16 protein-coding genes are annotated in these 23,532 nt (G+C 61.4%); 12 read left to right on the top strand and 4 right to left on the bottom strand.

Going from position 1 to position 23,532, the window contains the following annotated elements:
* Positions 1 to 28: 28 nt before the first annotated feature.
* The 3 genes from grpE (at position 29) to dnaJ (ending at position 4,085) form a co-directional block, all read left to right on the top strand.
* Positions 29 to 592 (top strand): nucleotide exchange factor GrpE, encoded by a 564-nt coding sequence (grpE, locus tag ACODSZ_RS08475; RefSeq protein ID WP_488927394.1) that lies wholly within the window; start codon positions 29 to 31, stop codon positions 590 to 592.
* Between the two features lie 155 nt (positions 593 to 747).
* On the top strand, positions 748 to 2,691 hold the full coding sequence (gene dnaK, locus ACODSZ_RS08480; protein WP_175344233.1) for a molecular chaperone DnaK: 1,944 nt from the start codon (positions 748 to 750) through the stop codon (positions 2,689 to 2,691).
* A 257-nt stretch (positions 2,692 to 2,948) separates the two neighbouring features.
* Entirely contained in the window at positions 2,949 to 4,085 is a 1,137-nt protein-coding gene (dnaJ, locus tag ACODSZ_RS08485) for a molecular chaperone DnaJ (protein ID WP_488927395.1), read from the top strand.
* Positions 4,086 to 4,171: 86 nt separating this feature from the next.
* On the opposite strand, the gene panB is transcribed toward dnaJ, so the two are convergent.
* Complete coding sequence (panB, locus tag ACODSZ_RS08490) at positions 4,172 to 4,999, bottom strand: 3-methyl-2-oxobutanoate hydroxymethyltransferase (protein ID WP_008325489.1); 828 nt, start codon at positions 4,997 to 4,999, stop codon at positions 4,172 to 4,174.
* A 714-nt stretch (positions 5,000 to 5,713) separates the two neighbouring features.
* Here panB and ACODSZ_RS08495 point away from each other — a divergent pair.
* The 9 genes from ACODSZ_RS08495 to ACODSZ_RS08535 all read left to right on the top strand — a co-directional run bounded on the left by ACODSZ_RS08495 (position 5,714) and on the right by ACODSZ_RS08535 (position 15,630).
* The gene (locus tag ACODSZ_RS08495; RefSeq protein WP_488927396.1) at positions 5,714 to 6,808 is read left to right on the top strand and encodes a chemotaxis protein; all 1,095 of its coding nucleotides are present in this window, start codon (positions 5,714 to 5,716) and stop codon (positions 6,806 to 6,808) included.
* Between the two features lie 17 nt (positions 6,809 to 6,825).
* The gene (locus ACODSZ_RS08500; protein WP_008325491.1) at positions 6,826 to 7,194 is read left to right on the top strand and encodes a response regulator; all 369 of its coding nucleotides are present in this window, start codon (positions 6,826 to 6,828) and stop codon (positions 7,192 to 7,194) included.
* Between the two features lie 42 nt (positions 7,195 to 7,236).
* Positions 7,237 to 7,551, top strand: coding sequence for an STAS domain-containing protein (locus ACODSZ_RS08505; protein WP_175344230.1), 315 nt, complete (start codon positions 7,237 to 7,239; stop codon positions 7,549 to 7,551).
* Positions 7,548 to 9,752 carry a chemotaxis protein CheA gene (locus ACODSZ_RS08510; protein ID WP_488927397.1) on the top strand — a complete coding sequence of 735 codons (2,205 nt, stop codon included), beginning with the start codon at positions 7,548 to 7,550 and terminating at the stop codon, positions 9,750 to 9,752. Before ACODSZ_RS08505 ends, ACODSZ_RS08510 begins: the two co-directional genes overlap by 4 nt.
* Before the next feature lie 41 nt (positions 9,753 to 9,793).
* Complete coding sequence (locus tag ACODSZ_RS08515) at positions 9,794 to 11,614, top strand: methyl-accepting chemotaxis protein (RefSeq protein ID WP_175344228.1); 1,821 nt, start codon at positions 9,794 to 9,796, stop codon at positions 11,612 to 11,614.
* A 106-nt stretch (positions 11,615 to 11,720) separates the two neighbouring features.
* A complete protein-coding gene (locus tag ACODSZ_RS08520) occupies positions 11,721 to 12,296 on the top strand; it encodes a chemotaxis protein CheW (RefSeq protein WP_008325495.1) in 576 nt (191 codons plus the stop codon).
* 4 nt (positions 12,297 to 12,300) lie between these two features.
* Entirely contained in the window at positions 12,301 to 13,194 is an 894-nt protein-coding gene (locus ACODSZ_RS08525) for a CheR family methyltransferase (RefSeq protein ID WP_488927398.1), read from the top strand.
* Positions 13,191 to 14,390: a protein-glutamate methylesterase/protein-glutamine glutaminase gene (locus ACODSZ_RS08530; RefSeq protein WP_488927399.1), complete on the top strand. Its 1,200-nt coding sequence runs from the start codon at positions 13,191 to 13,193 to the stop codon at positions 14,388 to 14,390. The genes ACODSZ_RS08525 and ACODSZ_RS08530 overlap by 4 nt, the downstream gene beginning before the upstream one ends.
* Positions 14,368 to 15,630: an EAL domain-containing response regulator gene (locus ACODSZ_RS08535; protein ID WP_008325503.1), complete on the top strand. Its 1,263-nt coding sequence runs from the start codon at positions 14,368 to 14,370 to the stop codon at positions 15,628 to 15,630. The genes ACODSZ_RS08530 and ACODSZ_RS08535 overlap by 23 nt, the downstream gene beginning before the upstream one ends.
* Positions 15,631 to 15,835: 205 nt before the next feature.
* On the opposite strand, the gene ACODSZ_RS08540 is transcribed toward ACODSZ_RS08535, so the two are convergent.
* From ACODSZ_RS08540 to folK, 3 genes are all read right to left on the bottom strand, one after another.
* On the bottom strand, positions 15,836 to 16,255 hold the full coding sequence (locus tag ACODSZ_RS08540) for an SMI1/KNR4 family protein (RefSeq protein ID WP_081486008.1): 420 nt from the start codon (positions 16,253 to 16,255) through the stop codon (positions 15,836 to 15,838).
* A gap of 6 nt (positions 16,256 to 16,261) precedes the next feature.
* The gene (locus ACODSZ_RS08545; RefSeq protein ID WP_488927400.1) at positions 16,262 to 22,735 is read right to left on the bottom strand and encodes a two-partner secretion domain-containing protein; all 6,474 of its coding nucleotides are present in this window, start codon (positions 22,733 to 22,735) and stop codon (positions 16,262 to 16,264) included.
* 309 nt (positions 22,736 to 23,044) lie between these two features.
* Positions 23,045 to 23,530, bottom strand: a complete 486-nt coding sequence (gene folK / locus ACODSZ_RS08550; RefSeq protein WP_488927401.1) for a 2-amino-4-hydroxy-6-hydroxymethyldihydropteridine diphosphokinase — start codon at positions 23,528 to 23,530, stop codon at positions 23,045 to 23,047.
* Positions 23,531 to 23,532: the final 2 nt, after the last annotated feature.

Here is a 23,532-nt window from a genome sequence, read left to right on the forward strand (position 1 = left end):
TCATTGATTTGTTGGAGGTAATTCAGGAATGCAAGACATGGAAAAACAGGAGTCCCCATCCGTCCAGCAAGACAACCCGGCTGTTGAGGCCGCTGCGGCCCCTGCTGCCGAGCAGGCCGCTCCCGCTGCCGAGCCCACGCTGGAAGACAAGCTGGCGGCAGCCGAAGCCCGCGCTGCCGAGATGCAGGACGCCTTCCTGCGTGCCCGTGCCGAAGGCGAGAACATCCGCCGTCGTGCCCAGGAAGACATCGCCAAGGCCCACAAGTTCGCCATCGAAGGCTTTGCCGAATCGCTGCTGGCGGTCAAGGACAGCCTGGAAATGGCCCTGAAGATCGAAAACGCCTCGCTGGAATCGCTCAAGGAAGGCGTGGACATGACCCTCAAGCAACTGACTTCGGCCTTCGAGAAGAACAAGCTGCAGGAAGTGAGCCCCCAGGCCGGCGACAAGCTGGACCCGATGAAGCACCAGGCCGTCTCGGCCGTGCCGGCCGAGCAGGAAGCCAATACCGTGGTGGCCGTGCTGCAAAAAGGCTATATGATTTCCGACCGTCTGCTGCGTCCGGCGCTGGTGACGGTGGCCCAGGGAAAGTAAGCGGACCGGCGCCGCAAGAGGGCAAGCGCAAAAGGCATCATTTTTGCTTGTCCCGGTGGTTTCGGCGCTTGAAAGTCCGGCTTTCCTCCACATATTCAAACCATTCAAAACACCTGTAGCCCGACATCCAGGGCTGAAAGAACGAAGGAAAAATCATGGGAAAAATCATTGGTATTGACCTGGGCACCACCAACTCTTGCGTTTCCGTCATGGAAGGCAACCAGCCCAAGGTGATCGAGAACTCCGAAGGCGCGCGTACCACGCCTTCCATCATTGCGTATCAGGAAGACGGCGAAATCCTGGTCGGCGCTCCCGCCAAGCGCCAGGCCGTCACCAACCCCAAGAACACCATCTATGCCGCCAAGCGCCTGATCGGTCGCAAGTTCACCGAGAAGGAAGTGCAGAAGGACATCAACCTGATGCCCTACCAGATCGTGGCCGCCGACAACGGCGACGCCTGGATCGGCGTGCGTGACAAGAAGCTGGCACCCCCGCAGATCTCTGCTGAAGTGCTGCGCAAGATGAAAAAGACCGCCGAAGACTACCTGGGCGAAGAAGTCACCGAAGCCGTCATCACGGTCCCGGCCTACTTCAACGACGCCCAGCGCCAGGCCACCAAGGATGCCGGCCGCATCGCCGGCCTGGACGTCAAGCGCATCATCAACGAGCCGACCGCAGCCGCGCTGGCCTTCGGCCTGGACAAGGCTGAAAAGGGTGACCGCAAGATCGCCGTGTATGACCTGGGCGGCGGTACCTTCGACGTGTCCATCATCGAAATCGCCGACGTCGATGGCGAAAAGCAGTTCGAAGTGCTCTCCACCAACGGTGACACCTTCCTGGGTGGCGAAGACTTCGACCAGCGTCTGATCGACTACATCATCGAGGAATTCAAGAAGATCAACGGCCTGGACCTGTCCAAGGACGCCATCGCCCTGCAGCGCATCAAGGCCTCGGCCGAACGCGCCAAGATCGAGCTGTCGTCCTCGCAACAGACCGAGATCAACGAGCCCTACATCGCCATGGCCAATGGCGCACCGGTCCACCTGAACCTGAAGATCACCCGCGCCAAGCTGGAGTCGCTGGTCGAGGAACTGATTTCCAAGACCATCGAGCCCTGCCGTACCGCCATCAAGGATGCCGGCGTGAAGGTCTCCGACATCGACGACGTGATCCTGGTCGGCGGCATGACCCGCATGCCCAAGGTCATCGAGAAGGTCAAGGAATTCTTCGGCAAGGATCCGCGCCGTGACGTGAACCCCGACGAAGCCGTGGCCGTGGGCGCCGCGATCCAGGGTTCGGTCCTCTCGGGCGACCGCAAGGACGTGCTGCTGCTGGACGTGACCCCGCTCTCGCTGGGTATCGAAACCATGGGCGGCGTCATGACCAAGATGATCAAGAAGAACACCACCATCCCGACCAAGTTCAGCCAGGTGTTCTCCACTGCCGACGACAACCAGCCGGCCGTAACCATCAAGGTCTACCAGGGCGAGCGCGAAATGGCCGTGGGCAACAAGGCTCTGGGCGAATTCAACCTGGAAGGCATCCCGCCGGCACCGCGCGGCACCCCGCAGATCGAAGTGACCTTCGACATCGACGCCAACGGCATCCTGCACGTGGGCGCCAAGGACAAGGCCACCGGCAAGGAAAACAAGATCACCATCAAGGCCAACTCGGGCTTGAATGAAGAAGAGATCGAAAAGATGGTGCGCGACGCCGAAGCCAACGCCGAGGAAGACAAGCGCCTGAAGGAACTGGCCGAAACCCGCAACCAGGGCGATGCGCTGGTGCACTCGACCAAGAAGGCACTGGGCGAATACGGCGACAAGCTCGAAGGTGGCGAGAAGGAAGTCATCGAGTCCGCCATCAAGGCACTGGAAGAAGCCTTGAAGGGTGACGACAAGGCCACCATCGATGCCAAGACCGAAGCCCTGTCGACTGCGGCCCAGAAGCTGGGCGAGAAGATGTACGCCGACCAGCAGGCTCAAGCCGCCGCTGCCGGTGGTGCTGCGGGCGCCGCAGGTGCACAGGCCGGCGCTGCCGGTGGTGCCGCACCCAAGGACGACAACGTGGTCGACGCCGACTTCAAGGAAGTGAAGTAATCCGGGACTGACGCCTCGTTTCCCCTGAGGTCAGCGCTCGCGCCCGGGTGCGGTTTACCGCAGCCCGGGCGGATTTTTGAGAAGCATCCACCCGGCCGGGTTGTTTTTTCGGCCAGGCCGGTACGCCGAGTCCGCAGTCAAAAGCTGAACTCGGCTTTTTCACATTGTTGGTTTCCGGTCGTGCGTGCGCGGCCGCAGATGCAGATGCAGGCCATCGCAGCAGCGACGGAACACAATAACAAGGTGGGTTATACAACATGGCAAAACGCGATTTTTACGAAGTGCTCGGACTGGCGAAGAACGCCAGCGACGACGAGATCAAGAAGGCTTATCGCAAGCTGGCGATGAAGTACCATCCTGACCGCAACCCGGACAGCAAGGGCGCGGAAGACAAGTTCAAGGAGGTCAAGGAAGCCTACGAGATGCTGTCGGACCCGCAGAAGCGCGAGGCCTATGACCGCTACGGCCATGCCGGCGTCGATCCCAACATGGGAGCAGGCGGCGGTGCCGGTGCGGGTGGCTTTGCCGATGCCTTCGGCGACATCTTCGGTGATATCTTTGGCGGCGGCGGCGGCGGCGGTGGCCGCGGTCGCAGTTCCGGCCCGCAGGTCTATCGCGGCGCGGACCTGCGCTACAACCTGGAAATCACCCTGGAGCAAGCCGCCCACGGTTTCGACACCACCATCCGCGTGCCCTCCTGGGACCAGTGCGATACCTGCCACGGCAGTGGCGCCAAGCCCGGCACTTCGCCGGTCACTTGTACCACCTGCGGCGGTCATGGCCAGGTGCGCATGCAGCAAGGTTTCTTCAGCATCCAGCAGACCTGCCCGAAGTGCCACGGCAGCGGCAAGATCATTCCGGAACCCTGCACCACCTGCGCTGGCGCCGGCCGCATCAAGCGCAACAAGACGCTGGAGGTCAAGATCCCTGAAGGTATCGACGATGGCATGCGCATCCGTTCCTCGGGCAATGGCGAGCCGGGTGTCAACGGCGGTCCTCCGGGCGACCTGTATGTGGAAATCCACATCAAGCCGCATGACGTGTTCCAGCGCGATGGCGACGACCTGCATTGCGAGATGCCGATTTCCTTCGCCAAGGCGGCACTGGGTGGCGAGATCGAAGCCCCGACCTTGAACGGCAAGGCCTCCTTCTCCATTCCCGAAGGCACCCAGAGCGGCAAGACCTTCCGCCTGCGCGGCAAGGGCATCAAGGGTGTGCGCTCCGGTTATGCGGGCGACCTGTTCTGCCACGTCGTGGTGGAAACCCCGGTCAAGCTGACCGAACGCCAGAAGGAACTGCTGCGCGAGTTCGAGCAGCTCACCACTGAAGGCGGCGCCAAGCACAGCCCGCAGACCAAGACCTGGAAGGACAAGGTCAAGGAATTCTTCGAGTAAGTTGTGACATCAGCATCAGCAGCAAAGCAAAAGGCCAGCGTGATTTTCGCTGGCCTTTTTCTCGTCCATCGCTCGAGCTCAGGTACTCAGAAACAATGCTCCTGCGCCGGGAAGCTGCCATCCTTGACCGCCGCCACATAGCGGCGCACCGCCTCCTCGATGCCACTGGCCCCTTCCATGAAGTTGCGTACGAAGCGGCTCTTGTGGCCCGGGAAAACGCCCAGCATGTCGTGCATCACCAGTACCTGGCCCGAGCAGTCGGGGCCGGCGCCAATGCCGATGGTAGGAATGCTGAGCCGGTCGGTCACTTCCTTGCCCAGCGTGGCCGGTACCGCTTCGATCACCACCAGAGAAGCGCCCGCCTGCTGCACCGCCAGCGCATCGGCATGCAGTTGGGTGGCGCCATCGCTGGTCTTGCCCTGCACCTTGAAGCCCCCCAGCTGGTGCACCGACTGCGGCGTCAGGCCGATGTGGGCGCACACCGGAATACCGCGCTCGGTGAGGAACTTGACGGTATCGGCCAGCCACACGCCGCCTTCGAGCTTGATCATCTGCGCGCCCGCCTGCATCAGCAGCGCGGCATTGCGGAAGGCCTCCTCGCGGGTCGGGTAGGTGCCGAAGGGCAGGTCGGCGATGATCAGCATGGTACGGCTGCCGCGCGCCACCGCCGCCGTGTGGTAGGCCACGTCCTGAATGGTCACCGGCAGGGTCGAATCGTGACCCTGGCAGACCATGCCCAGGGAGTCGCCGATCAACACCGTTTCCAGCCCGGCGCGCTCCATGAGCGTGGCGAAGCTGGCGTCATAACAGGTCAGCATGCTGATCTTGTCGCCCTTGGCGCGCATCGCCTGCAGGGTGTGGGTGGTCACCGGCTTGGCGCGCGTAGCGCCCGATTCCTGAAGATAGCCTGCCATGAAGAATTCAACCTCCGTGATTGAGAAAGGCGCGCTTGCCGTGCATTTCCTGGATGTGCTGCATCCTTGTGAAGCGGATCCAGATGCTCGGTGTTGATGGTCGGCACCGACGCCTCTTCGTAGTGATAGAAAAAATGACTGTAGCATTCCGACAGCGATTGCAGGCAATCCTGGGACAGGGTTTCCTCCATGCGGATCCCGCGCGCTCCACAGTGCGGCCAGACGGGCGGTCAGTGAGCGCTTGCCAGTTGCGACCGGGCAGTCGATGGCGATGCGGCGGCCGCTTTCCAGTGCCATGCCTTCCTTCGCCCGGCACGTCGGGTGCGGCATTGTAGTTGATTTCACTGCGGCCGGCGCTCATGCCCGCTTTGGCTTTTGTTGATTCAATGCAATATCCTGTCCATGCTCAGGTGGTGCAGACAACTCAAGCGGAATTCGGCCTTTATTCCACGCAAGGCCAGACCCGCTCAGCCAGCACAATAGGCTGTGGGTCGGTGCGCGCAGGCTGGAACCTGTCGCGAGGTGCATTGGTGCCGGGTTGTCCTCGGGGCGGAGGCGCTCAATCGCCTTTGTCTCCGTCCATGCCTGGCCTGGCAGGAGGGCCTGTCAAAAGAAGCGCCAGTTCCTGCCGTAAACACCGTCAGGGGCAGGGTACGTGCACCGTGGCCCTACGGTTTGCCCCGAGCTGACAACAACCAACAGGAAAACGTGGCTGTGAAATCGCTTCGCAATATCTTGCCGGTGCTGTGCCTGGTGAATCTGCTGCTGTTGATGATGCTGGCCCAGCACTGGTGGCTGGGGGCGCTGGTAGGCCTGCTGATCGGCGGTGCCTTCTACCTGACTTGCCTGCCCGCCCCGGCGGCGGTGCCGGTGGCGCCCCCGCAGCCGCCGCTGGCGCAGGCCGCCGCAGCACCGACCTTGTCGCCGGTGCCGTCCGCACCTGTGGATGGACAGGCCTCGCTGGCCGCACTGCTGCGCGAAGTACTGCCGGTGTGGCAGGGCAATGTGCAACTGGCGCGGGCACAGACGCAATCGGCCATCGACGGTTTGACCGCCCGCTTCGTCGGCATCCACGAGCGCCTTGGCGGCGCACTGGACCCCGCCAGACACGGCGCAAATGGCGAGATCCTGCAGACCGTGCATCATGCGGCTGAACAATTGGGCAGTATTGCCTCGGCGCTGGAAGGCATGCTGGCCTCGCGTCAGCTGCTGGTGACCAAGTTCGACAGCCTCATGGCGGCCAATGACGAGATTCGCCGCCTGGCCCAGCAAAATGAGCAACTGGCCGGGCAGACCGGCGTGACCGATCTGCTCAGCGACGAGCAGAGTTGGCAGGAACTGGCCGAGCGCTCGGCCGAGAACAGCCGCCAGATCGCCGCCCGCGCCAAGAGCGCGCGCCAGCAGATCATGGCGGCCATTGGCGCCAACGGGGACGCCGCCGCCAGTACCGACGGTGTCGCTGAGAATTCGCGCGCCGTGATTGACCAGATCATTGCCGACTTCCGCCATTCGGCCATGAAGCTCACCACCACCGTGGAGGCGCTGGAGGACGAAGGCCGCGAAGTGGATCGCGAAGTATGTGACATCCTGGTCCACCTGCAATTCCAGGACCGCATCAGCCAGATCCTGGATCACGTGCAGCAGGACATCCTGCGTCTGCGCAGCGCGGCCATCGAAGCGCAGGCGCTGCCCTCGCCGCAGCAGTGGCTGGCCGAGCTCGAAAAGACCTACACCACCCAGGAACAGCGCCAGATTCATGCCGGCCAGCAGGGCCATCCCGTGCCACCGTCGCAGGTGGATTTTTTCTGAGACAACGAGGAACCGAGATGGAAAAGAGCATATTGATCGTTGACGATTCCTTCAGCCTGCGGCAGACCATCACGGCCGCCCTCAAGAGCGCCGGCTACCAGGTCGAAGAAGCCGCCGACGGCCTTGAAGCGCTGAAGAAACTGGATGGCCGCAAGTTCAATCTGGTCATCTCCGACCTCAACATGCCCAACCTGGATGGCCTGTCCTTCGTACGCGAGATGAAGCAGATGCCGGCCTACAAATTCACCCCCGTCATCATGCTGACCACCGAAAGCAGCGAGGTGCGCAAGCAGGAAGGCAAGGCCGCCGGCATCCGGGCCTGGGTCCACAAGCCCTTCCTGCCGCCGGTGCTGCTCGATGCAGTGGCCAAGCTGGTGCAACCCTGAGCGATCCAGAGGACCGTTGAAGACCCAACCGAGACCCCGAAAATGCCGCTGACGTATTCCGTGCAAGAGGACCGGCTGCTGCTCACGCTGAGTGGTGGCCTGACCATTTTCCAGGCAGCCGAACGCAAGCCGGAATTGCTGCACGCGCTGACACTTGCGCAGACCCACGTGGTGCTGGATCTGTCCGGTGTGGACGAGCTCGATACCGCCGGCATCCAATTACTGCTGCTGTTGCGCCGCGAGCTGGCCAACATTGGTCGCCAGCTGGAGATCGGTGCCTACAGTCCGGCCGTGCTGGCCGCACTGGACCTGCTGCAACTGCATGAGCGCTTCAGTCCCGCCGTGGAGGCCGAATGAAGAAGGATTCCGCACGCGATGCCGTCGTCCAGGAAGCCCGCGAACTGCTGGTGGCCATGGAAGCCGCCTTGCTGCAGATCGAAATGGAAGGTCCGAGCCGCGACAGCATCAATGCCATCTTCCGGGCCGCCCATACCATCAAGGGCTCGGCCGGCCTGTTTGCTTTCGACAGCATTGTGCAGTTCACCCACCAGGTGGAGCATGTGCTGGACCTGGTGCGCGAAGAGCGCCTGCCGCTGAACGCGTACATGATGTCCTTGCTGCTGCAGTGTGGCGATTACATCGGTGAACTGGTCGATGCCATCGAACGCAATCAGGAGGCCGAGGAGCCCAACGCCGAACGTCGTGCCACGCTGCTGGCCGAACTGGACGAGGTGGCGCAATCGGCCATTGCATCGCGGGAGCTGGTCTCTGGTCAGCCGACCTTGGTCGGGCAGCGCCTTGCCGGCAGTCCTGCTGCCGACCTGCTCGCCACCGACGAGGCAAGCATGGATGCCGCCTTGCAGGCGGCGGCCGATTATCCTTACTGGCACCTGTCGCTGCAGTTCAACGAGAACGTCTTGCGCGATGGGCTCGATCCGCTGTCTTTCCTGCACTACCTGCGTTCGCTGGGGCGCATCGTCGCCATCCTGCCGGTGGAGGCGGGCATGCCTGCGGCCGCCGCTATGGATGCCGAGAGCTGTTATCTCGGCGTGGAAATCTGCCTGGTCTCCGATTCCACCCGGCAAACGCTGGAGGATGTGTTTGAATTCGTGCGCGATGACAGCCGTATCGACATCCTGCCTCCGCACAGTCCCCTGTGCGCGTATGCCGCGGTACTGCAACGCCTGGCCCGCGAGGACGCGGCCCGCCTGGCCGGCCAGTGGCGCAGTCTGTCATTGTTCAATGAAGTCCAATGGCGTTGCCTGGGAGCCGTCACCCTGGAGGAAGCGGTCGCCGCCGTGGTGCCGGCGGCCACCGACGCGAGCGCGCGGCCTCGCCCACTGGAGGAGCGGCGCGCGCAGGAACAGAAGTTCATCAAGATCGAGGTCTCCAAGCTGGACCAGTTGATCGACCTGGTGGGCGAGCTGGTCATCGCCGGTGCCAGTGCACGCCTGATCGCACGGCGTCGCAAGGACAGCCAGTTCGAGGAGGCCACCCAGGCCATCGACAGCCTGATGGAACAGATCCGCGATGCCGCGCTGACGTTGCGCATGGTGCAGATCAATGAAGTATTCCAGCGCTTCCCGCGCATCGTGCGCGACATCGCCCGCGATCTCGACAAGGACATCGAGCTGACCATGACCGGCTCCGAGACCGAGCTGGACAAATCCATGGTGGAGCGCCTGGCCGATCCGCTGATGCACATCGTGCGCAATGCCATCGATCACGGCATCGAGCCGGCCGCCGAGCGTATTGCTGCCGGCAAGCCGGCCAAGGCATCCCTGCGGCTCAATGCCATGCACGAATCGGGCAGCGTGCTGGTGGAGGTGATGGACGATGGTCGAGGCATGGATCGCGCGCGTATCCTGGAAAAAGCCATCGCCCAGGGACTGGCCGCGCCCGATGCCGAGCTCAGTGATGGCGAGATCTTCCGCTTCGTCTTCGAGCCCGGATTTTCCACCGCGCAGCAGGTCACTGAGCTCTCGGGACGGGGCGTGGGCATGGACGTGGTCAAGCGTAACATCGATGCCCTGCAGGGTGAGGTGGGCATCGATACCGAACCAGGCCGTGGCACCGTGGTGCGCATCCGCCTGCCGCTGACGCTGGCCATCATCTCGGGCTTCCAGGTGGTGGTGGGCAATGCGGTCTTCGTCATCCCGCTGGATATGGTGGTGGAGTGCATCGACATGCCACCCCGGCAGAGCGGCAGCCACATCGTCTCTGTACGCGGTGAGCCCTTGCCGTTCGTCCCGCTGCGCGAACTGTTTGACCTGCCTGCGCGTGACCAGGGCAGGGGACGCAAGAGCCTGGTGATCGTCCAGTACGGACAATTGCGCGCCGGCCTGCTGGTCGACGGATTGCTGGGCGAGTGCCAGGCGGTGATCAAGCCGCTGGGCCGCTTGTTCGGCAAGGTCAAGGGGCTGTCCGGATCGACCATCCTGGGCGATGGCCGGGTCGCATTGATCCTGGATATCGCGCACCTGGTGCAGCATACCCAGCAACAGGAACAAGGCAATACGGCGGCCTACGCCGAAAGCAGCGTGGCGTCGGCGCCATGACGGGCGCCGATCGGACGCCCGCACCACGAGGGGAAGCGAGCATGCAAGAATCGATGACCAACAGGATGAGCATCAAGCAGATCTTCATCTGGCTGTGTTTAGTCCTGTCCATCCTGGTGGCGGTGGTGATCAGTCTCACCAGTACCTTGCGCCAGGCCAATGCGGCGCTCGAACATGCGCACCAATCGCGCTATGAATCGGCAGCGCTGGCCAATGAACTGCGACGTACCACCGAGGACATGACCAAGTTCGCGCGCGCCTACGTGACCACGGGCGATCCCAATGACGAGGACCGGTACTACATGATCCTCGACATCCGCAACGGCAAGCGTGCGCGGCCCTCCAACTATGATCGCTTCAACTGGGATCTGGTCAGTGCCCGCAAACTGCCGGTGGAGGCGGGTGCCCAGGCGGTGCCGCTGAGTGAACTGATGAAGCGTGCCGGCTTTACCGAAGACGAACTGGCCAAGATGCAGGAGGCCCTGAAACTGGCCGATCAGCTCTCGCGTATCGAGATTACCGCCTTCCATGCGGTCAAGGGCGAGTTCGATGATGGTCAGGGCAAGTTCACCGTGGTCGGCGCACCCAACCAGGCCATGGCGCAGGAGTTGGTGTTCGACCAGACCTACCGTGCGCTGTTCGGTCGCGTGATGACACCGATCAATGACTTCCTGCGCCAGGTCGACGAACGCACCCAGGCCCGCGTGCTCAAGGCCGGTCGCGACTACGTCGAACTGGAACAGAAGATATTCTGGCTGCTGAGCGCCTCCGTGGTGGTGCTGTTTGCCTGTCTCGGGTTTGCCTATCGCACCATCCGCTCGCAGATCGGTGGCGAGCCGCGCGATGCCATGAGCGTATTGCGCCGCGTGGCCGAAGGTGATCTGACGGTGAGTGTGCCGCTGCGCAAGAACGACCGGGTCAGCGTGCTCTACAGCACCCAACAGATGGTCAACAAATGGACCGACGTCATCGGCGATGTCAGCGGCACCGCCAGTGCTTTGGCCTCGGCCTCGGAAGAGATTTCCTCGTCCTCCCAGGCGCTCTCGCACAACGCTTCGCAGCAGGCCGCCAACGTCGAGGAAACCAGCGCCTCGGTGGAAGAGATCACCGCCACCATCGCCCAGAATGCCGACAATGCCAGGACCACCGATGGTATTGCCAGCCTCTCGGCAAGCGCCGCCACCGAGGGGGGGCAGGCGGTGCGCGAGACCGTGGCGGCGATGAAGCAGATTGCCAGCAAGATCGGCATCATCGATGACATCGCCTACCAGACCAACCTGCTGGCACTGAACGCGGCCATCGAAGCCGCGCGCGCCGGTGAACACGGCAAGGGCTTTGCCGTGGTGGCGGCCGAAGTGCGCAAGCTGGCCGAGCGCTCGCAGAGTGCCGCACAGGAAATCATTGCGGTGGCCGAGAACAGCGTGGGCCTGGCCGAAAAGGCGGGCGGCCTGCTCAACCAGATGGTGCCATCGATCCGCAAGACCGCTGACCTGGTGCAGGAAATCGCTGCGGCGTCGGCGGAACAATCGACCGGGCTGGAACAGATCAACAATGCCGTGCACCAGATGGCACAGACTACGCAGATGACCGCATCGGCCTCGGAGGAATTGTCGGCAACCTCGGAAGAGATGAGTGCCCAGGCCATCCATCTGCAGGATCTGATGCGTTTCTTCCGTGTGGACGAGTTGCAGAAGCCGGCGGTACGTGCCAGTGGCGCACCACAGTCGGGGGCGGATGGCAGTCGCCGCAAGCCTGCCCGGCATGCCGCCCAGGACAAGCGCGAGAGCGCACGGCGTCTGTCCATGCTGGATGTGGATGAGGATGCGCCGGGCGTGGATGAATCTTCGTTCAAGCGTTTCTGAGAGGACAGATCATGGCGTTGATCCAGTCCCGTTTCACCGCGCCGCCTGCGGGCCGCGTACGCATCAATTGGCCGTGGGATGAGCGCGGCAGCAAGGAGAGCAGGCCATGCCCAGCGTATCGTTGAATGGCGAATCCGCCCGCAAGCGGCAGCAGGAAGAAGTCATCGAAAGCCGCCAGTTCCTGACCTTCCTGGTCGGAACCGAGAGCTTCGCCATGCCCATTGCCAGCATTCGCGAGATCATCGAATTCGGCGGTCTGACCGAAGTGCCGCTGATGCCCGAGTTCCTGCGCGGCGTCATCAACCTGCGCGGTTCGGTGGTGCCGGTCATCGATCTGTCGGTGCGCTTTGGTCGCGCGCCCACGGTGGTGGCCAAGCGTACCTGCGTCATCATCATGGAACTGATCCAGGACGAGCAGATGCTGTTGCTGGGCGTGATGGTCGATGCTGTCAGCGCCGTGCTGAGCATCGGCGTTGACAGCATCGAACCGCGTCCGTCCTTTGGAGCGGGCATCCGCGCCGATTTCATCGAAGGGATGATCAACGTCAATGAGCGTTTCATCGTCGTGCTGGACGTGCAGCGCGTATTGTCGGTGGATGAACTGGCCAGCCTCCTGGGAATGAGCGCCGAGGATGCCCTGGGTGGCGGGCCGGTGCTGCCGGCGCAAACGCAACAGGAGTAGGTCCATGGCCAGCACCGGCAACCTGGCAGGCAGGCGCGACGCCGTACACGATCGGGGTGCGGGCCAGACCGTTTCTGTCGCCAGCGCTGCCGATGCCGAGGTCAGCGATGAGGACATGCTGCTGTTCCAGCAATTGTTCAAGCAGCACATCGGCCTGCATTTGCCCTTGTCCAAGAAGGCGCTGCTGCAAAGCCGCCTCAGTCATCGTCTGCATGAACTCGGCCTGTGCGGACTGGCGCAGTATCATCGTCTCATCAGCGCGGCGGACGGCGCCGAGGAACGCCAGCGCGCCATTGATCTCATCACCACCAATGAAACCTATTTCTTCCGTGAACAGAGTCATTTCGATTTCCTGACCCAGGAGCTGTTGCCGCAGTGGCGTGACCACAAGAGCCTGCGCGTCTGGAGCGCTGCCAGCGCTACCGGTGAAGAAGCCTATTCTCTGGCCATGTTGCTGGACCATCACCGGCCCCCCGGCAGCTGGTCGGTATTTGCTTCCGATATCAGCACCCGCGTCTTGCGCTTTGCCCGCCGCGCCCTTTATCCGATGGCGCGGGGCGAGAATATTCCACGTCTGTATCTGCGCCGCTATTGCCTGCTCGGCACTGGTGAGTACGAGGGGCATTTCCTGGTGCAGGCCGGCCTGCGTGCCAAGGTCGAATTTGCCCGGCGCAATCTGACCGCGCTGCATGAACACGAGGATGGACTGTACGACCTGATTTTCCTGCGCAACGTCATCATCTATTTCGATTGCGATACCAAGCTGCAGGTCTTGCGCGACGTGATCGCCCGCCTGCGCCCTGGCGGCTACCTGGTGGTGGGCCATTCCGAATCGCTGCACGGCATGGAACTGGACCTGCTGATGCACTCCCCCTCGATTTATCGGAGGCCGCAATGAGTGGGCCGTCTGCATCGGGGGCAGACTCCATCATTCGCGTGATGGTCATCGATGATTCTTCGGTGGTGCGCCAGCTGGTGCAGCAACTGCTGGCGCAGACTGACGATATCCGCGTCATCGGTACCGCACCCGATCCGGTCTTTGCCCTGCGCAAGATGCAGCAGGAGTGGCCCGACGTGATCCTGCTCGATGTTGAGATGCCGCGCATGGATGGCATCACCTTCCTGCGTCAAATCATGGCCACGCGGCCCACGCCGGTCATCATGTGCAGTGCGCGTGCCGCTGGTGCGGGCCATATCACTGCCGAGGCGCTGGCCGCCGGCGCAGTCTCGGTGATTGCCCGTCCGCAACTGGGTGTGCGCGATTTCCTTCGTGAAGCGGTGGTCGAACTGGCCAGTGCCATCCGGGCCGCAGCGCTGGCCGGCCCCGGCACCAGGGGAGCGGCGGGCGCATTGCCCGGCAGTACCGGTGCCATGGCCTCCGCGCTCCGGCTGCGCCCGGTCAAAGCAACATCACGAGAAATACTGCATGATGAGGGCTGGTCTGCGGTCCTGCAGCGTCATACGGCCGATGCGGTACTGGCCGCGCCGGGAAGGGAGGATGGTTATCGTCCACCGACTGCGCGCATCGTTGCCATCGGTGCCTCCACCGGAGGGCCGCAGGCGCTGGAGCGGGTACTGGGCCGCCTGGACCACCGTTGTCCGGGCGTGGTGGTAGTGCAGCACATGCCGCAGCGTTTCACGCGCAGTTTCGCCGACCGCCTGCACCGCATTTCCGGTGCCGAGGTCAAGGAAGCCGAGCATCACGATCTGGTTCTGCCGGGGCGGGTGCTGATCGCTCCCGGCGGTCGACATCTGGTCGTGCGGCGCGATGGTCTGCAGTACTATGTGGAAACATTGGATGGTCCGCTGGTGAGCCGGCACAAGCCTTCGGTGGATGTGCTGTTCCGCTCGCTGGCCAAGGCCGCGGGCAGCAATGCAGTGGGCATCATCATGACCGGCATGGGGGACGATGGAGCAAGAGGGATGCGGGAGATGGCCGATTGCGGCGCCGCCACCTATGCTCAGGACGAGGCCAGCAGCGTGGTCTTCGGCATGCCGAAAGAAGCGATACACATGGGCGGCGTCCGTGACGTCCTCCCGCTCGATCATATCTCCGCAGTGATAGAACAATATGCCTCCAGAGAATCTCAATGAGCTGATCGAATCCGCACTGGTCGTCGACGACAGTGCCCTGCAGCGCCAGCACAGCGTGTCGCTGCTGCAGGCGCTGGGCGTCGATCTGATCTACGAGGCCGGCAACGGCAACGAGGCGCTGGACCTGCTGGCGCTGTTGAAACTGCCGCCGGGCCTGGTCGTGATCGACCTGGAGATGCCGGGCATGGATGGCATTGAACTGATCCAGCACTTGCAGCAAAAGGGTATCGACATTCCTCTGATCGTCGCCTCCAGTCGAGAGACCTCGCTGCTGTTGTCGGTGGAGACCATGATCCACGCGCTGGGCATGAACCTGATCGGCGTATTGCAGAAGCCGCTCAATCAAGGCCAGCTGCATGCAGCGCTGCGATCTTTCCGGCCCCACGGTGGCGACGCTCTTGCCGATGCCGATCCCCAGCCTTCCATGTGTGAGAGCGATCTGGGCGTGGCCATCGGCGGTGGTCAGGTGCTGCCGTATTTCCAGCCCAAGGTAGATGTGCAGACAGGCATCCTCAAAGGCGTGGAAGCGCTGGCGCGCTGGGTGCATCCGGAACGCGGCATGGTGCCGCCGGACCGATTCATTCCGCTGGCAGAGCAATGCGGCCTGATTCACGATCTCACCATCAGCATGATGGACCAGGCCATGGCCCAGGCTGCCGTCTGGCACAGCCGCGGCCTGGCGATCAAGGTAGCGGTGAATCTCTCGCCGCTGTCGCTGGAACAGCCGGATTTCCTGCATCGTATTCTGGAGCTGGTGGACAAGCACGCGCTGCCGGCCGAAAACGTGGTGCTGGAAATCACCGAGAGTTCGGTGGTGGCGCACAAGGGTAATTCACTGGGCATGCTGGCGCGCTTGCGCCTGAAGGGATTTGGTCTGTCGATTGACGATTACGGCACCGGCTTCTCATCGATGCAGCAGTTGGCGCGTATCCCCTTCACGGAACTGAAGATTGACCGCTCCTTCGTGCATGGTGCACATGACCGCAAGAACCTGCGCGTGATTCTGCAATCCGCGCTGGACATGGCGCAACGGCTGGAGCTGGTGACGGTGGCCGAAGGCGTGGAGACCATGGAAGACTGGCGCCTGCTGCAGGACTTCGGTTGCAGCCTGGGGCAGGGCTATCTGATCGGCAAGCCCATGCCGGCCAATGAATTGCCGTTATGGTTGAAGGGACATCATCGCCGGCTCGGCGAATTGCGGCCGCTGGGAAAGGGGAGTGTTAGCGGTGGTGTGACTTGAGATTCGTTGTTGGACTGTTGAATTGAGCGTGGAAATAATCTGTTTTCGGTACGTCGCCGGTTCTTGATGCTGATTCCGTTTGAGGCAGACTTTGCATCATTGTCGTACTAATTTTGGGGTGCAGGTCAACATCTCATCTGAAAAGTGTGCGCTCAGGATTAGGCTATGATGAATCGACTGAAAATGTATCTCCGAGATTCTAAGCTTAGTTCCCATCAATCCATACATCGTTTATCCAATCTGCAAGCGTCGGCCAGCTCTCCGAACTCACTCCATTTCCACTCCAAAATCTGATCTTACCCGTTTGATCCAGGCAGTAATAATCACCGTTATCCTCACATATGGGGAGCCAGTTTGAAGGAACTCCCAACTGCCTTGCAACTTTTACCGCTCGCAGCAAGTCTCCCCTGCTATTGATATCAGGAGAAAGAACTAACGGCTCAATGTTCCCAAAAAAAATGGTGCTCGCGTTCTTTAAAAAATAACGATATTCGTCGCCAAAGGTAATTCCAATTTTCGACTCATAGTTATCAATCAATTCATCATCAGGCTCCAGCAATCTAATCCGTTCACCCGCTGATGCATTTATCAAAGCGTCTACTGCCTCAACCAATTTATTATCCATTTCATCTCACTTAAAATCGTTCGCCCGGCTCTTCCAATAATTACGCCGCCACGTATTGAATACACTGCGATTAATGCCAGATGGGATTCCCGAGCCGGCATTTATGTGTATAGCAGAGTAGTTTTCCTGATGGAACGTCTGCATAACTTCTGCAATGGGACCATCCTGATTTTGCAACATATGATGTAGATTGACGGGGTTCCCATCCTTCCCAATCGGGGCTCTGCCAGCCTGCATTAGTTCTAGATTGGTTTTTCCGGTTTGGCTATCCACCCGATTAGGGTCGATAAGGTCGTCGCGTCGATATACAAAATTTCCAGCGACTTCTACTGGCTCAGCACTCCAGTATTGCCTTTCTTGCCCGAAATATCTCTTTGCTACTTCCTGCCTGGAATATACATTCGGCAAATCCTGATCCGCAGTAAATCGATCACGATCAGGCGTTACCGCCGGTAGCTTTTCCTTTGGCAAGACAAGCTTCCTTGCCTCACCCACCAGGGCTGGAGTAGTAGCCGCGACAGCAGACAACGCTGCCATCCGGACAAGACGGTAGTTTATCGCCTGCTTTACCAGTCCATCACAGGCAGCCGCGCTCAGTCCACCACAGTTATTCGTCCTGAAGGTCGCAACCTCCTTCGCCTGATCAACATCCGTTCCCATCAGAGACGCGTTGCCCATCACGGAACCATAACTGATCACATTCGCTTGACGCCCGATCAGCGTATCTTCAAGTTTTGTATAGCCGAATGGCAATACCTTTACTTCGTTGACATTCGCCGCTTCAGCCAGATTTTTTTGGACGCACGCTACATCCCCTGAAATGATGCAACTTTGCACTGCGGCGATATTCTGGTCAGAGATCTCCTTGTATTTTTTAAAGATTGAGGTGACGTCTCCGTCGCTACAACGACCGTTCTTCTTGCTGCAAGCCTCAATTTCCTTCTTGAGCGCGGCAGCATCAGCATGCTTGAGGAAATTATTGACGACCTCGTTATAAGCCGCAGCCCCTCCCGGCGTCCCACCCACAGCCGCGCCCACCAAGGTACTCGACAGCGCCGTCAACGCTTTCGCCAGATCAGCATCAACACCAGCCTGATTCAAGGCCGAAGCCACCTTAGGTGCGGCTAAAGTACCCGCTCCCGCACCAGTTGCACCGGCGAGACCACCGGTCAGCCCACCCACAACAGTGTGCGCGAGAGTCCGCATGCTCCCGTCTGGCCCCCACTTGGTTTCCAGCGCGCTGGCCTGATCATTGAGCTGGGCTGCCACGACGGGATCAGTTGCTGCACTGGCCTGCTTGCGCAAGTCTTCCGCCTTCTTCTGCTGTTGCTCAGCATAGTCTCCGATCAACTTGGAAGCCTGCTGTCCAAACGCCTGCGTAATCTTGGCCTGCGCCTCTACATCCTCACGCAGTTGATTACCATCCCAGTTCTTAGCAAGGCTGTTGCTGCTGTCCTTGCCAGTGCGCACTGACGTATCCAATGAGGCCACAGCCTGATCCGGACTCTGGCTGGTCTTCGCCTGCTGCGCCTGTGCATCGGTAATCGTCACCCCAGCACCAGAAACACCACTGCGCGTAACACTCGTCTCGCTTCCAGATGCACTGCCCAAGCCCAGCCCGCCGCCTGGCTTGCCGCCGGACATTCCTGCACTAACACTCTGACTCTCTGCCGAGTATTGGCTTCGGTTCTGGATATCTCTGCTGGTGATGGTTCCTGTGGTCAGGCTGTTCTTGCCCTGCTCGACGGCTTGATCGGTACTGGCAATCTGCGCGCCTTTCAGATCCGTATTACCTTTAACGTTGACCTGGAATCCACCATTGCCGGCCGTAATCCCTGCCTGCTGGCCTACATTCGCGTAGTCCGCATCCACACGACTGCGGCTTGCATTGAAGCTGCCTCCAGAGCCATAGCCGATGGTCGCACTGCCGCCAATGCTCTGATCACGACTCTTGAAGCTACTGGTGTCCTGCACGCTGGCGATGTTCAAATCACGGCCCACATTCGCCGCCACCTGTTCACCTGAGACGGCTGCCCCAATCAGATTGGTATCGCGCCCAGATTCAATCTTGACCTGCCCGCCCGCACGCACCTGCGTCGTGACGTTGGACACATCTTTGCCATCACTATTGCCACGGCTACCCGCTGCGTTGGCGGTAACACCAAACTGGATTTTGGTACCAAACTGCGCAGTAACGCCAACTCCCCACGACGACGACGACCGATCACCATGCTGTTCATCCGTGTTTTGAGCAGCGATGAGATTGATATCGTTGTCCGCCTTGAGCGCCAGATTGCCCTTGGCATTGATGTCACTGCCTGCAATGGTGATGTTGCTGTTAGCGCCGTCCCCCTTGGCGCTGATGCTCATGTCGCCACCGGAAACAACGGTAGAGCCGCGTTGCATCACCGTGTTCTGTTCGGTACGACTGCCGTTCTGGCTGCTGCCAATCGTCGCGCTGATACCGACGTTGGCCGAACCCTCGGCAGCACCCTTCTGCATGTCACCTACGGCGCTGTAGACCGACATGCCCGCCGTTGCAGCAGCCAGCGCCTGTACCCGGCCATTCCTGGTTTTACTGGCCGCCTCCGCCATCTGCTGCACCGTCTGCACCGCCGACAACACCGGACTGGTCACCGCCACCGTCACCCCTTGTTGACGGAACTTGTCCTCGGTCACGGTGCGGCTGCTCTGCTGTGCAGCGAGTATGCTGACCGTCCGGGCCACGATGTCGATGTCGCCACCTGGTGCCAGCACATCACTACCGACCTGCGTATAACGATTGCCCGCCACGATGCCCACATCGCCTTGCACGCTGCCAATGGTCGATGCCGACGCAGTCTCGCTATTGCGATCCACATCGCGGCTCTGCATGCGGCTACCCACCGTCACGCCGATGCCCGCTCCCATCACGCCACTCTTGGTCTCCTGACGGAAGTTGCGCTGGCTGCTGCTCTCGCTTGCGGCAACAATGTTCACATCCCCGCCTGCCACAAGCTTCGTCCCCTGCGTAGAAACGATCTGGCTGCCTTTAACATTCACATCGTTCCCGGAGCGCCCAAGAACGGTATCCCCGGAGAAGATACTGCCTGCCTCCCGGCTGGTGCTGCTGGCGTCATCGGTGCGCACCGTCGTGGCTGTCAGGATCCCGCTGCTGCTGCGCTGCCCCTGGTCACGTGCACTGGCCGAGACGTTGGCGGTGCCGATGCGCATGTCACGTCCGGCCTCGACTTGCAGCGCGCCTTCAGCGACTACCTGCGCGCCCTTGCTCGTCACATCCTGACCCGCCTGGATGCGGATGCTGTTGCCGCTGACCTGCGTGGCGACCTCCTTGCTGCCGCTCACCACGGCGCGATTGACACCAACCTCATTGGTGCCGTGTGCACCATTGGCGCGGTCCACGAAGTTTGGACCGGTCAAGCGGCTGACCCAGTTGCTGCCGCCCTTGTCATCGGCCCAGCGGATCTCCTGCCGGAAATACTCCTGGATCACACCAAGACGCACATCCCTTCCTGCCGAGAGCGTGGCGTCGCCGCTGGCGGCAATGACGCCAGCATCGGCTTGCAGATCGCGGCCGGCCAGAAGCACCACGTCCTTGCCGCTGACGCTGGCTACCTGATCGATGTTGCTGCCCGTGGTGGTGGCATTGGCGGTGGTGACGCTGGTACTGCGGATCACCACATCGCGGCCTGCACTCAAGGTCAGCTTGTCATTGGCACTGATGACGCCACCGGCATTTTCGGTATCGGTGGTGGCTGCGACTCGGACATCGCCCCCATCGATACTGCCGCCGAGATTGCGGACGTTGTCTGCGCGCAGCGTCACGCCCCCACGCGCGGCAATGGTGCCGCCCCGATTAATGATGTCCTGCACGCTCTGTAGCACCACCTCATTACCGGCGATCAGGGTCTGTCGGCCACTGACACGCAGATTCGACGGCTGCAGATAGACTTGCGGCACCAGCACTTCCTGCTCACTGCCATCGGCCAGCGTTACCTTGCGTTGTACCAGCCAGACGATGTCGGTCTTGAGCTGGGCGATCTGTGCTTTGGAGAGCGCAATGCCCAAGGCATAACGCTGGGTCTGCGCCTGCTGCAGCCCGGCTTGCATCAGCGCCAGATATTGCGCCTCGTTGTTGCTGAAACCGCTCAGATAGCGCTGGCCGGTGGCCTCCTGGATCTGGCGCTGGATCAGTTGTTGTTCGTAGAATCCATCGCCGAAACGCTGGTAACCCGGGGCGGGACCCGCGCGATCCTGATACGCGCGAACGAGAAAGTCAGAAGACAACCAATTCCGCTCACCGATGAAGCGCGGATCGGTCTGCACCAGTGGCGCCGTCACGCTGCTCTGATTGATCTGGTACAAGGCATTGGCCGGCAGGCTCAGGTCGCGCGTGCTGCCCACCTCGTGCGTGGCGCTCACATCAAGTGGGAATCGGGTTTCTATCGTTTGAGAGGCGTAGGGTGCGCTCTCATAACGACGGTCATCGGCCTTGAAGCGATGACTCTTGATGTAGGTTTTTACCGCCGTGCCCACCGAGGTAACGATCTGCCTGCCCAGCGGACCGGTATTGCGGATGGCGGTGCCATTGACGTTGTCACCGGCCAGGGTGCCCCCGGCGATGAACTGACTGGCGTAGTTGTTGACCACCCCGGCGGCCAGATTCATCCTGCCGCCGGAGGTGATCATGCCGGGTGCGCTGCGGGTGACGATAGTCCGCTGGATCTGCTCGGTGCCGTCGTAGATGATCCATTGACCGAACATTTGTCCATCAAAGGGGGATTGCGCCGAGGGTAAAAGCAGGCGGAAGTTGTCTTCATCGCCCATGGCTCGCCAGTTCTCGGCAGCGATGATCTGGCCATTATCCTTGTGGACGATGCGCGCGTGCTCTCCCGAGATGAAATCGGAAGATCCCACCAGCCGGTAGTTGATGATCCTGCGTCCTGGCTTGCTCTCGTCGGCGATCTCGAAATGCGCATTGCGATTGTTGATCGCATCGGCTGCAATGGTGAGTGCACCATCCGCATTGACAGTCGCACTGGTATTGTTGACTTCGCGCGCGCGTCCGCTCGCACGATGGTCGCTGCCGATGGCGCCGCCAATGGACATGTCCTCGGCTGAATACAGCAGCGCCTTCTCGCTGTTGTGGAGCACCCTGGTCCCGATATCCAGACGCTCACGTGCCGCGATGACCGGGGCCCGCAGCACGCCATCGATGGTTTCCGAGGCGTTGTGCAGCACCTCCGCAGCAAGTGCAATACGGTCACCGTAGAGGCGTCCGGCGCCAAGGTTATAGAGCGTGCCGGCCTGAATGCGCGTAGTGACGCCATCGATCAGGCCCCGGTTGATGAAGTCCTGCCCCGCACCGGCCGAGAGCGAGACATCGCCGCCAAGCAGCGATGCACCCGCGTGATTGTGGATACCTTTGGCCGTCACGCGCAGCACGCCCGCACTGCGTATCTGCACATCCCGGCCAGCAGCGATGGTCCCGGTGTTTTCCAGACGGCCCGCCGCCGTGACGACCAGCTCTCCTTCGGTAGCTGCCAAGGTGCCGCCGTTGTGCACGCCCACACCATGCTCGGTGGCGGTCAGGTAGATGTGGCCGGCATACATGCCGCCCAGTCTGGCAACGTCGATGGCGCGCATCGACGGTGCGCGGCCGGATGAGCTCTCCGGCGTGACCTGCGCGTGATCGGCGCTGACCGTATTGAGACCGGTGGTGAGCCGGAGCTCCCCGGCGCGCAAGGCAGCATGAACACGGACCGCTCGGGCGATCACCTCCGCATATGTCGTGTCACCGGCTCGCAGGCCGGATCCTTCAAAGCTGATGACGCCGCCGCCAACACGATAGCTCTCCAGGTTGCCCTGTCGGATGACCGGCGTCCCCGTGGTCATGGTGGCACGCTGCGCATTGATGAAGCCGCAACCGGCACAGGTGATGCCGGAGGGGTTGGCGATGATCACCTGCGCCCGGTTGCCGGCGACCTCGATGAAACCACGCAGGTAGCTCGGGTCCGATGAGTTGATCTGGTTGAGAATGACCTGCGCGCCACCCTGGGGCATCCAGGGATTGCCGGCGATGTAGCCGCCCAGTTCGGTCTTGCTCGATCCGCCCGCGTTGTTGAGGATGGCGCCCCGCTCATCGACATCGAAGCGCCGATAGCTGTTGACCGAGAGTCCTCTTGCGTTGGGCTGCCGGATGTTGACTACCGGCACGCCATTGGCCGCCTTGACCACCAACGGCTGCTGTTCGCGCGGGGCGTTGCGGTCGACCAGGATCTGCGCATGCGACAGGCTCTGCCATGCCAGTGCCACGCACAGTGCAATGCGCGCGGTGCGCCATGGCTGCAGCGTGAGCGGCACCATTGCGGCTCGGGCCGTTCCTCTCCTCTTGGCACTGATGACAGACGCGGTTTCTGCCACTGCCATCACCATGCCGCGATGACGGTTGAAGATCAGTTTGTAGCGCAGCCGGTTCAAAGGACTCTCCTCCGTGATACCCGCCTTGCGAAAGGGCAAGACGATCGGAGCAGCAGTCTATTTTTTTGTATCGGCGCTAAAAATCAGAAATGTCTCATTTGCTGGAAACTAAAGAACCCAGGTTTCAAGCAATTCGATCGCTTTCGAATATCAATTCATTGCGAAGCTGCAAGATGATTTTGATGAGATGCCTATCGGTTGTGAATCGATGACGACCGGGCTTTCCCGGCCTGTTGGGCTTGCTTGTACGTCAGCGCAGGAGGGGAGCCCATCGGGCAGGAATGCAATTTTCCTGTCGCGGCAAGCAAGTCATAGCCGGCTAATGGCCTGGTTCCTGATCGCATCGAGAAAATCGCGGGCCGGTCCCTGTCCCGGGATCACCACGTCCGTATCGATCTCCAGCATGGGCACCAGCACGAAGGCGCGCTGCGTCATACGCGGATGCGGGACGATCAGTGCCTCTTCCTGCAGGCGTGCATCTCCGTACATCAACACATCCAGATCCAGCGTGCGGGGGGCATTGCGATAGGGGCGTTCACGTCCGTGCTGCAGTTCGATGGCCTGCAGGGCGTGCAGCAGATCCAGCGCCGTGAGTGAGGTACTGAGCAACGCCACGGCGTTGACGTAGTCATCGCCGCTGGAATCGATGGGGGCGGTGCGATAGAGCGAGGAGCTGCGCAGCAGTTGCGACTGCGGCAGCCGGGCCAGGTGGGCGAGCGCCTCTTCGACGGTGGCGCGGGCATCGCCCAGGTTGCCACCGATACCGATCCAGGCCCGCGTGAAAGAGGACGCCACGC

This window comes from Herbaspirillum sp. FG34, assembly GCF_057809315.1.

Bases quoted from the DNA above. Each gene is read 5' to 3' on its own strand.
- grpE (WP_488927394.1), top strand. From the start codon at position 29: ATGCAAGACATGGAAAAACAGGAGTCCCCATCCGTCCAGCAAGACAAC.
- dnaK (WP_175344233.1), top strand. From the start codon at position 748: ATGGGAAAAATCATTGGTATTGACCTGGGCACCACCAACTCTTGCGTT.
- dnaJ (WP_488927395.1), top strand. From the start codon at position 2,949: ATGGCAAAACGCGATTTTTACGAAGTGCTCGGACTGGCGAAGAACGCC.
- panB (WP_008325489.1), bottom strand. From the start codon at position 4,999: ATGGCAGGCTATCTTCAGGAATCGGGCGCTACGCGCGCCAAGCCGGTG.
- ACODSZ_RS08500 (WP_008325491.1), top strand. From the start codon at position 6,826: ATGGAAAAGAGCATATTGATCGTTGACGATTCCTTCAGCCTGCGGCAG.
- ACODSZ_RS08505 (WP_175344230.1), top strand. From the start codon at position 7,237: ATGCCGCTGACGTATTCCGTGCAAGAGGACCGGCTGCTGCTCACGCTG.
- ACODSZ_RS08510 (WP_488927397.1), top strand. From the start codon at position 7,548: ATGAAGAAGGATTCCGCACGCGATGCCGTCGTCCAGGAAGCCCGCGAA.
- ACODSZ_RS08515 (WP_175344228.1), top strand. From the start codon at position 9,794: ATGCAAGAATCGATGACCAACAGGATGAGCATCAAGCAGATCTTCATC.
- ACODSZ_RS08520 (WP_008325495.1), top strand. From the start codon at position 11,721: ATGCCCAGCGTATCGTTGAATGGCGAATCCGCCCGCAAGCGGCAGCAG.
- ACODSZ_RS08525 (WP_488927398.1), top strand. From the start codon at position 12,301: ATGGCCAGCACCGGCAACCTGGCAGGCAGGCGCGACGCCGTACACGAT.
- ACODSZ_RS08530 (WP_488927399.1), top strand. From the start codon at position 13,191: ATGAGTGGGCCGTCTGCATCGGGGGCAGACTCCATCATTCGCGTGATG.
- ACODSZ_RS08535 (WP_008325503.1), top strand. From the start codon at position 14,368: ATGCCTCCAGAGAATCTCAATGAGCTGATCGAATCCGCACTGGTCGTC.
- ACODSZ_RS08540 (WP_081486008.1), bottom strand. From the start codon at position 16,255: ATGGATAATAAATTGGTTGAGGCAGTAGACGCTTTGATAAATGCATCA.